General features: G+C 72.8%; 10 protein-coding genes. 7 read left to right on the top strand and 3 right to left on the bottom strand.

The window, feature by feature from the left end:
• The first annotated feature begins 5 nt into the window (after positions 1-5).
• From cseB to JS521_RS03410, 3 genes are all read left to right on the top strand, one after another.
• Entirely contained in the window at positions 6-728 is a 723-nt protein-coding gene (cseB, locus tag JS521_RS03400; protein WP_205081255.1) for a two-component system response regulator CseB, read from the top strand.
• 16 nt (positions 729-744) lie between these two features.
• Complete coding sequence (locus tag JS521_RS03405) at positions 745-2178, top strand: sensor histidine kinase (RefSeq protein WP_205081207.1); 1434 nt, start codon at positions 745-747, stop codon at positions 2176-2178.
• 118 nt (positions 2179-2296) lie between these two features.
• Entirely contained in the window at positions 2297-3328 is a 1032-nt protein-coding gene (locus JS521_RS03410) for a D-alanyl-D-alanine carboxypeptidase family protein (protein ID WP_205081208.1), read from the top strand.
• A 15-nt stretch (positions 3329-3343) separates the two neighbouring features.
• On the opposite strand, the gene JS521_RS03415 is transcribed toward JS521_RS03410, so the two are convergent.
• Positions 3344-4492: an NADH:flavin oxidoreductase gene (locus JS521_RS03415; protein ID WP_205081256.1), complete on the bottom strand. Its 1149-nt coding sequence runs from the start codon at positions 4490-4492 to the stop codon at positions 3344-3346.
• Between the two features lie 291 nt (positions 4493-4783).
• Positions 4784-6043, bottom strand: a complete 1260-nt coding sequence (locus JS521_RS03420; protein WP_205081209.1) for a hypothetical protein — start codon at positions 6041-6043, stop codon at positions 4784-4786.
• A gap of 395 nt (positions 6044-6438) precedes the next feature.
• Here JS521_RS03420 and JS521_RS03425 point away from each other — a divergent pair, with 395 nt between their 5' ends.
• The 4 genes from JS521_RS03425 to JS521_RS03440 all read left to right on the top strand — a co-directional run bounded on the left by JS521_RS03425 (position 6439) and on the right by JS521_RS03440 (position 10095).
• Complete coding sequence (locus JS521_RS03425; RefSeq protein ID WP_205081210.1) at positions 6439-7134, top strand: DUF3159 domain-containing protein; 696 nt, start codon at positions 6439-6441, stop codon at positions 7132-7134.
• A gap of 123 nt (positions 7135-7257) precedes the next feature.
• The gene (locus JS521_RS03430) at positions 7258-9066 is read left to right on the top strand and encodes a CocE/NonD family hydrolase (protein ID WP_205081211.1); all 1809 of its coding nucleotides are present in this window, start codon (positions 7258-7260) and stop codon (positions 9064-9066) included.
• A 107-nt stretch (positions 9067-9173) separates the two neighbouring features.
• On the top strand, positions 9174-9389 hold the full coding sequence (locus tag JS521_RS03435) for a DUF4287 domain-containing protein (RefSeq protein ID WP_205081212.1): 216 nt from the start codon (positions 9174-9176) through the stop codon (positions 9387-9389).
• A 172-nt stretch (positions 9390-9561) separates the two neighbouring features.
• The gene (locus tag JS521_RS03440) at positions 9562-10095 is read left to right on the top strand and encodes a hypothetical protein (RefSeq protein WP_307847758.1); all 534 of its coding nucleotides are present in this window, start codon (positions 9562-9564) and stop codon (positions 10093-10095) included.
• 127 nt (positions 10096-10222) lie between these two features.
• Here JS521_RS03440 and JS521_RS03445 read toward each other — a convergent pair whose 3' ends face one another.
• Positions 10223-10981 carry an SDR family NAD(P)-dependent oxidoreductase gene (locus JS521_RS03445; protein ID WP_205081258.1) on the bottom strand — a complete coding sequence of 253 codons (759 nt, stop codon included), beginning with the start codon at positions 10979-10981 and terminating at the stop codon, positions 10223-10225.
• Positions 10982-10985: the final 4 nt, after the last annotated feature.

The following is a 10985-nucleotide window of genomic DNA, read 5'->3' on the forward strand; positions in this document are numbered from 1 at the left end:
AGGTCGTGCGCGCCCGCACGGAAGGCCTCCAGACCGCTGAGCCCGTCGGCGTGCTGGTGGTCGAGGACGACGCCACCATCCGCCGTGCCGTCCAACTGGCCCTGGAACGCTACGGCTACCGGGTCGACGTGGCCGCCGACGGGCTCAGCGGTCTGGAGGCCTTCCGTGCGGGCGCGCACGACCTGCTGATCCTCGATGTGATGCTGCCCGAGCTGGACGGCATCGGGCTCTGCCGCCGGATCCGCGAGGAGAGTTCCGTACCGGTCCTGATGATGTCCGCGCGCGGCGACGCCCTCGATGTCGTCGCGGGCCTGGAGGCCGGGGCCGACGACTACGTGATCAAGCCCGTCGACACCGCCGTGATGGTCGCCCGGATCCGCGCCCTCCTGCGCCGCGCCACCTTTCGGCCCGCTGCGAGTCCGCCGCCCGAGGCCCCCGACCACGTACTGGCCTTCGGCGACCTGACCGTCGACACCCTCGGCATGGAGGTACGCCGGGCCGGCGAGACCGTGTCGCTGACCCCCACCGAACTGCGGCTGCTGCTGGAGTTCGCCGCCGCGCCCGGCTCGGTGCTCGACCGCCGCCGGCTGCTGCGCGACGTGTGGGACTACGGCTGGGAGGGCGACACCCGGGTCGTGGACCTGTGCGTGCTGCGGCTGCGCAAGAAGATCGGCAGCGGGCGGATCGAGACGGTCCGCGGCTTCGGCTACAAGCTCGTCCGCGGCTGAGCGGCCGGCGATCGCCGTGGACTTCCTGAACCCCCGGGCCCTGCGCTGGAAGATCGCCGCACTGGCCGCCGCCGCCTGCTGCGCGGTCGCCGCCGTCATCGGCTTCCTGGTGCATGACGCCACCCGGGAACGCGGCCTGCGCGTGGGGACCGACCGGACGCTGACCCGGCTGATCGCCGCCGAGCGGGAGTACGACCGCACGGGGAGGGCGCCGGCCGACATCGACGTACGGAGCAGGGCCGAACTGCCGGAACCACTGGCCCGCGACCTCGCCGGCTTCGCGGAGCAGCCGGCGAGCGACCAGCCGGCGAGCGACCAGCCGGGGACCGACCAGCCGGGGACCGACCAGCCGGGGACCGACCAGCCGGGGACCGACCAGCCGGGGACCGACCTGCCGGCGACCGACCTGCCGGCGACCGGCCAACCGGAGGCCGACCCGCCGGCCCCCGCCGCTTCGGACACGGGCGGCGGATACGCCACCTGGTACGACGCCGATCCCCCCAACTGGTTCTGGATGTGGGGCGCAGTGGCCGTCGACGACGACCGGTTCCTCGTCGTCCGGGACGACATGAGCACCGAGGTCCGCAGCCTCCAGCTCCTGGACCGCAGCATCGTGAAATCCGTCCTCGCCGCACTCCTGTTCGTCGTCCCGCTCGCCGCCCTCGCCACGGAACCGATCAACCGGCGGCTGCGCCACGGAGCCCGTACCGCCCGCCGCATCGCCGACGGCGACCTCGACGCCCGGATCGGACCGGCCGGGCGGGCCCGTGACGAGATCACCGAGATGTCGGCGGCCGTCGACGACATGGCCGGCGCCCTCCAGCGCAAGCTGGAGAACGAGCGTCGCTTCACCGCCGATGTCGCGCACGAACTGCGTACCCCGCTCATGGGCCTGGTCACCGCCGCCGGGCTGCTGCCCGAGGACGACGAGGCGACCGGTCTCGTACGGGACCGGCTGCGGGCCCTGAACGCCCTGGTCGAGGACCTGTTGGAGATCTCCCGCCTGGACGCGGGCGCCGAGCGGGCCCGTCTCGACCCGGTTCCGCTGGGCGAACTGGTCGCGGACGTGGTGCGGCGTACCGGCACGGACACGGACGTCACCGCAGCGGACGCCGAGGTGGTGGAGACCGACCCGCGCCGGGTGGAGCGGATCGTGGTCAACCTCGTCACCAACGCCCACCGGCACGGCGCGGCCCCCGTCGAGGTGGCCGTGACCGGGGCGCGCATCGCCGTACGCGACCACGGCCCCGGCTTCCCGCCCGACCTGCTGGAGCGCGGCCCGCAGCGCTTCCGCACCGGCGCGAGCGAACGCGGCCGGGGGCACGGCCTCGGGCTGACCGTCGCCCAGGGCCAGGCGGAGGTGCTCGGCGCCCGGCTGACCTTCACGAACGCCCCGGGCGGGGGAGCGCTCGCGGTCCTCGACCTGGCTACCCCCGCACGCACCGCCTGATACGGAACCGAAACGCACTCTCGCGGGGGCGGAAACGGTGCTGTACGGGTCCGGAAGAACGACTCCTCGAAGGTGACTCCGGTACGGGAAACCGCACCGGTGTCACCTGGAGGAACCCATGCCCGCAGCCCCCGTGGTACCCCCGCCCGCCGGAAAGGGCGTCCGCTTCCGTGTCCGGTTCCTCGGCCTTCGCCGCCGATCGGTCCTCGTACCGCTGACCGCCGCCGTGGTGCTCGTGGCCGGCACGGGAGGCTGGTACGCGGCCGGGGGCGGCGGCCGGTCCACGACCGCGCAGGGCGGCGACGGCGGCCCGGCGGATGAGGTGGCGCCGCTCGCCCGGTCGATGCAGTTGCCCTGGCCGCGCGAGGGGCAGGCGAGCGTGGCGGTCGAAGGGATCGGCAGCCTCGGCACCCGGGGCGAGCAGAAGCCGGTGCCGATCGCCAGCGTCACCAAGGTCATGACGGCCTACGTGATCCTCAGGGACCATCCGATGCGCGCCGAGGCCCCCGGCGCGACCGTGGTCGCCGACCAGCGGGCGGCCGACGAGTCGTACTCCTCCGTCGAGACGACCGCCCCGGTGCTCGCCGGGCGGAAGTACACCCAACGGCGGCTGCTGGAACTGATGATGGTGCCCTCCGGCAACAACATCGCCCGGCTGCTGGCCCGTTGGGACGCGGGAGACGAGAAGACGTTCGTGGCGAAGATGAACCGCGCGGCCGCCGGGCTCGGCATGCACGCCACCACGTACACCGGGGTGAGCGGCATGGAGGCGAGTACGAGGAGCACGGCGGTGGACCAACTGCGGCTGGCCCGGGCCGCGATGAAGGACCCGGCCTTCCGGCGGATCGTGGCGACCGCTCGCGTCACGGCCCCGGGCGCCGGGGTGACCTTCCGCAACACGAACAAGCTGCTCGGGCACGACGGGGTCATCGGGCTGAAGACCGGCTCCTCCACCCCGGCGGGCGGCAACCTCGTCTGGGCCCTGAGGCAGGAGGTCGCCGGAGTCGACCGTCTGGTCATCGGCGTCGTGCTGCACCAGCGTGCCGGTACGAGCCCCGCCGAGGGCAGCGCCGCCGCCCACGAGGCCGGCCGCGCCCTGATCGCCGCCGTCCGCGCGGAACTTCCGGCGGCGGCGAACAGGGCGTCCTAGAGCGGGACTTGCCGGTCAGTGCAGATGCTTCAGCATCTCCGCGGAGAACGGGGTGATGTCCGCGGTGCGCCCGCGCAGGGACTTCGCCGCCCACTCGGGGTCGGCGATCAGCGCCCGCCCGACGGCCACCATGTCGAACTCGTCGCGCTCCATCCGGTCCAGCAACTGCTCGATACCGGTGACCCGGGAGTCGTTGCCCTGGAAGGAGCCGAAGAAGTCACCGTCCAGGCCGACCGAGCCGACGGTGAGGGTCGGCCGTCCGCTGATCTTCTTCACCCACCCGGCCAGGTTCAGGTCGGAGTCCTCGAACTCCGGCAGCCAGTAGCGGCGGGTGGACGCGTGGAAGACGTCGACACCGGCCTCGGCCAGCGGCGTGAGGAGGGCGTCCAGCTCCTGCGGGGTCTGGGCGAGCTTCGCCTCGTAGTTGTCCGACTTCCACTGGGACATCCGGAAGAAGAGGGGGAAGGCGTCGGAGACGGCGGCGCGGCAGGCGGCCACGATCTCGGCCGCGAAACGGGTCCGGGCGACCAGGTCACCGCCGTAGGCGTCGGTACGCCGGTTGCTACCGGACCACAGGAACTGGTCGATCAAGTAGCCGTGGGCGCCGTGCAGTTCGGCGCCGTCGAAGCCGAGGCGCTCGGCGGCGGCCGCCGCGTCGGCGAAGGCGGCGATGACGTCGTCGAGGTCCTTCTGCGTCATGGCGCGCCCCTTGGGCTCGCCGCTCAGGGACAGACCCGAGGGGCCGACCGGCTCGGCGTCCGGGACGGGCCCGGCGCCCTCGGTGCGGGTGACGCCCACGTGCCACAGCTGCGGGATGATCGCGCCGCCGGCCCTGTGCACGGAGTCCGCCACGTGTCCCCAGCCCGCGAGCGCGGCGTCGCCGTGGAAGCGCGGTACCCGGTCGCTGGTTCCCGCGGACTCGTGGTCGACGTAGGTGCCCTCGGTGATGATCAGGCCGACATCGGCGGCGGCGCGGCGGGTGTAGTAGTCCGCCACGTCCTGTCCGGGGACGCCGTCCGGGGAGAACTGCCGGGTCATGGGCGCCATCGCGATCCGGTTCCGGGCGGTGAGCCCGCGGACCGAGAACGGGCGGGAGAGGGAGGCCGCCGCACGGGCGGCGAGCCCGGCACCAGCCGCGTCCGTCGCCCCTGCCGCGTCCGTCACGCCTGCCGTCTCCGTCACGCCTGCCGTCTCCGTCACGCCTGCCGTCTCCGTCAGGCCTACCGGGGCTGCCTCGTCTGTCACGTCTGTCACGTCGGGTTCCTGTCCATTGCGGGGGTGGTCCACCCGGCCCCAACACGCTCGCGCCGCGCGGCCATCCCGGCATCGGCCCCGATCCGGGTAAAGAGTAGACAAAGAACGGAGCCGGCCTCCGGTGCCTCCGGGGGCTACTCCGCCCCCACCCCTGCTCAGGCCTGCTCACCCCTGCTCAGGCCTGCTCATGTCTACTCAGGTCTACTCAGGCCGGCCGGGCTGCGCGGGCCGCTCCGGCTTCTCCGGCAGCTTCAGGTCCGTGCAGGCCCCGCGCCGTACCTGATCCGCCGCGAACGCGGACACGTACGCGCGCAGCTGCACGCGCTGCTCGTACTGCTCGGCCTCGGTCGGCGGCACGTACTTCGTGCCCGGCTTCCGGGGCCGGTCGGGATAGTCCTGACCCCAGTGCGCGGCGAAGCCGACGTCGTCCCCGTCGCACCGGGCGACGGCCCACGCCCGGTCCTCGGTGAGGGCGGGACTCCGGCCGATGCCCCGGCCCATCGGCAGGGGGTCGGGGCCCAGGCCCCAGTCGCGGACCCGCGGGCCCCAGTCGCCGAGCCAGGAGGTCAGCTCGACGATCGCCGTACCCTCCCGCGCATCCGCGTACGACTCCGTGGCGCGCAGGGTGCACCGGCCGACGATCCCGCCGTCGGCGACGGCGATGCGGACCTCGCCGTCGCGCCCCGCCTCCGGGACGCGGGTGGTGGCGAGGGCGTCGCAGGCGGTGCCCTTCGCCCGGGCGCGGGGCACGTACGTCCCCTCGTCCGGCACCGCGCCGTCCGCCGGGGCGGGCAGCGGCTCGCCGCCGCAGCCGAGCTTCTCGGTCACCACGTTCGTCATGTGGACGGCGAGCCGCAGCATGGCCGCCTTCTCCGCAGGGCTGTGCGCGAAGTACGTCCAGGTGCTCACGAGCAGCCGGCGCCGCTCTGCCGTCTTCTCCACCCCGTTCTCCGCCGCCTCGTCCTTCTCCGCTTCCGCCGGTGCCCCACGCGGGCAATCCGGCATCAGATAGACGAGGCTGTTGTCGTCCTCGAAGCCGGGCAGTCCGCCCGGCAGCACGGCGTGCGGCGGGCGGGAGCTTCCGGCCGACCCGAGTTCCCGATCCCGCCCGATTCCCTCCGGGAAGGCCTCCACCGCGATCACGACCTGGCCGTTCTCGTTCCTCAGCACGCAGTCGTACGTGCCGTCGTCGGCGTCGAAGGACTCCTGTGTCTCCCCGAGCCGCTGATCCGTCCGTACGATCCCCAGTTCCCTGGCGGGCAGTTGGCCGCCGCATGCCTCGCGCGCCAGCCACCAGTCCTTCGCCGGCTCACGCATCGCGTTCCCGGCGATCAGCAGGACGACCACCGCCCCGACCGCGACCAGCAGCCCCGTGCGGTGCCGGGAGGCCCAGTCCTTCACCCGGTCCTCCAGGTGGGTTCCCGTACGATTCGCCGGCCTCGGCTCTGCCTTCGGCTCCATCCTCAACTCCCCCGCTCACCAGCACGCCACGTCCGTACCAGTGTGATCACCGGCTCCGACGCCCCGCCGTCCGGGTCTTTGACCGGATCCGGCACCGGAGCCGGAGCCGGATCCCGAGGTGTCGGTATCGGCGTCGTCGTAGGACGGCCGGCTCCCGCGCGGCGTCAGCATCGGCTGGGAGGCGGTCCGCCCGCGTGCCACGGTGCTGAGCGCCCGGCGTCGGGCGACGGCATGGCTGTGCCCATGACATCCGTCATGCCGATCCATGACAGTCGGCATCCCGCCGGGCCGCCGCACCCGGGCAGGTTGGAGTTACGCACACGATCACGGAGACCGCCGGGGCGGTGGGGGCACGCCGCACCGCCGGGCGACAACCGGGGAGTTGATCTCGCACCATGACGGCATCCGTACACCCCTCCCGCACCGGGTCCGGAGCACAGGAACCGGGCGGCACGCCGGGGAAGCACGTGAAACACGTGAAGCAGCGGACCGCGCTGGAGCAGATGGGCGGCCCGGCCGGCCTGGTGTACACGATGCTGCCGGTCACGGCCTTCGTCCTCGCCAACGCCGCCCTCGGGCTGACGGGAGCCATCGTCACCGCCCTCGGTACGGGTCTGGCGATCACCGTGCTGCGCCTGGTCCGCAAGGAGCCCCTCCAGCCGGCCCTGTCCGGCCTGTTCGGCGTCGCGGTCGCCGCGTTCGTCGCCTGGAAGACGGGGTCGGCCAAGGGCTACTTCCTGCTGGGCATCTGGTCCAACCTCGCGCTCGGCGCGTTCTTCCTGCTCTCGGTCGTCGTCCGCCGGCCGCTGGCCGGAGTCGTCTGGGGCGCGCTCAACGGCACCGGTACCGCCTGGCTGCGGGACAAGCCGTCGCGGCGCGCCTACGACATCGCCACGCTCACCCTGACCGCCGTCTTCGCCGCCCGGTTCGTCGTCCAGCAGTGGCTGTACGACGAGGACCGGACCGGCTGGCTGGCCTTCACGAAGCTCGCCATGGGCTACCCCCTGCTCGCCGTCGCCCTTCTCGTCGTCCTCTGGGCGGGCCGCAGTTCGGCGAAGCGGCTCAAGGCGGCGGGCCCGGACGACCGTTGACCCGGGCTTCCGGCCCGGCCAGAACCAGACCTGCGCAGCGCAGCACAGCCCCCACACCCCACCACCAGGGAGGAACAGTTGAAGCCCCACCGACCGACTGACCGAACGCCCCGAACCCCCCGGATGCACCGGGCGGCCGGCCTGGCCACCACCGGACTCATCACCGCCATCGCCCTGACCGGCACGCTCGTCGCCCCCGCCGTCGCCGCCCCGCCGGAAGCCGGGACCGCGACCACGACGAGTACCGCGACCACCACGAGGACCGCGACCGCGACGGACGGCGTCACGCACGAGGAGAACGACCGCGTCCCCGATGGCGCGGTCTGGACCCAGCACTACTTCCCGTCCTCCGACGGCTCCGGCACCGAGCTGCATGCGGACGTCCTGCTGCCGGAGGGCCTGGCCAAGGGCGAGAAGGTGCCGGTGATCCTGTCGGCGAGCGCGTACTTCGGGCACGCGGGGGAGATCGCCCCCGAGGGCCACGAACGCTCCGGCCCCTCGGCCCGCTTCCAGGACTTCATGGAGGGAACCGACCTGTTCAAGAAGGGCTACGCGTTCGTGATGGTGGACACGCGCGGCTTCGGCGGCTCCACCGGCTGCCTGGACTTCGGCGGCCCCGGCGACCGGGCCGACATCAGGGCCGCGATCGACTGGACCGCGGACCGCCCGTGGTCCACGGGCGCGGTGGGGATGTACGGCAAGTCCTTCGACGCGCTCACCGGGCTCATCGGCAACAACCTCGACCAGGACGCGCTGAAGGCCGTCGTCGCGCAGGAACCGGTGTGGGACGCGTACCGCCTCATCCACTCCAACGGCGTGCCCCGCCCGAACGCCGTAGCCACCGCCACCACGTACAACGCCATCGCCGCGATGCCCGGGATGAAGGACGACGACGCCCGCTACCGGGCCAACGCCGACTACGAGAAGAAGCACCCGGAGTGCTTCGTGGCGAACTCGGACGGCTACCGCATCGCCGACCCGGCCAACCCGTACTGGACCGAACGCGACCAGGCGGAGAGGGCCGAGGGCACCGACACCCCGCTGTTCTTCACCCAGGGCTTCACCGAGTCGAACACCAAGCCCGAGGGGATGCGGGAGTTCCTGGCCAACCACCAGGGCCCGCAGCGCGGTTGGCTCGGTCCGTGGGACCACGTGAGGGGCAACGAGAAGGACGAGAAGGGGCGCCTGGAGATGGGCCGTGCGGGCTGGTTCGAGGAGACGATGTCCTTCTACGACCAGTACCTCAAGGGCGAGAAGCCGACGGCCGCTCACCCGCCGTACGCGATCCAGGACTCCACCGGTGCCTGGCGCGCCCAGAAGACCTGGCCGGAGACGGACCGGGCGGTGACCGTGCCGCTGGGCGACGGCGTCTACGTGGACGACGGCGAAGCCCCCTCCACCGGCAAGACGCCCGGCGGGACGCCCGGGAAGATCTCGCAGCGGACCCCGGATCCCTCCAACAGCTATGTCGTACGCTCCCGGCCCCTGGACCGGCCCACCCGCATCACCGGCACCCCGCGGGTCTCGATGGCCGCCGAGGGGGAGGGGAACGTGATGGTCAAGCTGTACGACGTGGCCGAGGACGGCAAGGCCGTCATGTTCGACGAGCAGGTCTCCCGCCTGGACGCGGACCGCCTGGCCCTCGACCTCAAGTCGGCCGACTGGACCCTGGAGGCCGGCCACGCACTGGCCGTGGAGATCGGCACGATCGGGACCGGCGACTGGCTCGACACCCCGTCGAAGCAGACCGTACGGATCAAGGACGCACGGCTCGGCCTCTCGTTGGACGACCCGTCCGACGACACGCCCACGGCCGGTGAGCGTGCACCGTACCTGGACACGTACATCAGCGCGTACACGACCCGACTCCCTTCAGGGAAGCCGACGTTCACGCTCCCCGCCCCGAAGAGCCCGAAGAACAACGCCCCCTGATCCACCGATGATTTCGCCGTCCCCCGCCGGTCATAGATGTGACACCGACCGGACGGGGGCAGGCGCTCGCCGTCCCCCCCCCCACCCACCGACAGACGGGACACGCCATGACCGACAACGCCGTGAAGGGCCCTGCGAGCTACTTCCCCTCGATCGAGAAGAAGTACGGCCGCCCGGTCGCCGAGTGGAAGGACCTCATCCGCGCCTCCCCGCTGACCAAGCACATGGAGCTGGTCGCCTGGCTCAAGTCCGAACACGGCCTGGGCCACGGGCACGCCAACGCCCTGGTGGCGCACACGCTCGCCGAGGACAGCGCCGGCTGATCCCCCGCGGCACCGAGGGCCGCCGTTGGTCGCCGCTCGGCCGCAGGGCGCCGGCATGGCCACCGTCGCGACGCTCTCCTCCAGCCCGGTGGGCCTGGCGAACACAAGATCTGCACACACCAGTAGAGTGCGATGCTTGTTCGATTCGCTGTGAGGCGGAGGGGGATGGATCGTGAGCGCACAACTGCGCAGTACGGCGCAGGAGTTGGCGGACGTTCTGTGGCGTGAGCACACCGTGTACCGGGAGCGGTCCGGGGGGATGGTCATCCGGGGCGAACACGTACGGCGGTGGATCAGCCTCGCTCCGGCGGGCGGCCGGGACGAGATCCTCGTACGCGCCGGGCGCATCCTGGACGGCGGCACCACCGCCCCGGCGCGCTCGGAGGCCGTGGTGCCCCTCTCCGCCGGTACGGATGTGCTCGCCGCAGCCTGCCGCCGCCTGCTGGCCGATGCGGCGGCCGATGCGGTGCGGGCCACTCCGGACGGGGAGACTTCCGGGCGCTCCCGTCGGTCGGCGAAGACGGCGAAGCGAAGATCCGGGAGATCCGGGAGAACTGGGAGAACCGGGAAACCAGGAAGGCCCGGAAAACCCGGAAGGACCGGAAGACCCAAGGAAAGACACACGAGTTTCAGCTCGTGGGTGATCCTCGTCTGCGTCGCCGGCGTGATCGCCCTGTACGCCTACAGCAGCGCGATGTACGGCTAGCCGGCCCACGGCGCGGCAGCGGGCCGGCGCAGGCCCACCACCGCACCGAGCCCCGCCGCACCGACCCCCTCCGCCGTCCCCTGCCCCCCGGCTCCCGGCTCCCGGCCGGCGACGGGAACAGATCAGGTCAGGCCGACGCCCCACTGTCGACGACGAGATCGGTGCCGACCACCGAACCGGCCAGGGGCGAGGCGAGGTAGAGCACGGCGGCCGCCACCTCCTCGGCCTCCGCGACCCGGCCGAGCGGGTTCTCCGACTTCACCCGCTCCGCCCGGTCGGCCTCGGTCTCGCCGGGCAGGAGCGACATCGGGGCGGCGGAGGCGCCCGGGCTGACCGCGTTGATGCGGATGCCCTGATGGATGTGGTCGAGCGCGGCGGCGCGGGTCAGCGCGGAGACCGCCGCCTTCGACGTGATGTACGCGGCGGCGTTCGGGATACGCAGGTGCGCGCCGAGGTTGGAGGCGATGTTGACGATGACCCCGCCCCCGTTCTCCTTCATGTGGGCGATCTCGTGCTTCATGGCCAGCCAGACCCCGGTGACGTTGGTGCGCAGCACCGCGTCCCAGTCCTCCTCGCTCACTTCTCCGACAGGGACGGTGCCGCGGAGTATCCCCGCGTTGTTGACGGCGATGTCGAGCCCGCCGAAGCGGTCGACGGTCTCGCGGACGAGGCCCCGGAGCCGGTCGGAGTCGGTGACGTCGGCGGTGACGGCGGCAGCCGTGCCGCCGGCCGCCTCGATGAGGCGCACCGTCTCCTCCAGGGAGGCGGCGGGGCGCCCCCCCCCCCCGCCCGCCCCCGCGTCGGCGGCGCAGGCGCGCGCGCACGCGCGGCCGCGCCCCCCCCCCCCCCCCCCGGCGCGCCCCGGCTTACCGGCGCAACAGTTAATGGGA

Source organism: Streptomyces durocortorensis (assembly GCF_016901035.1).
Taxonomy (GTDB): Bacteria; Actinomycetota; Actinomycetes; order Streptomycetales; family Streptomycetaceae; genus Streptomyces; species Streptomyces durocortorensis.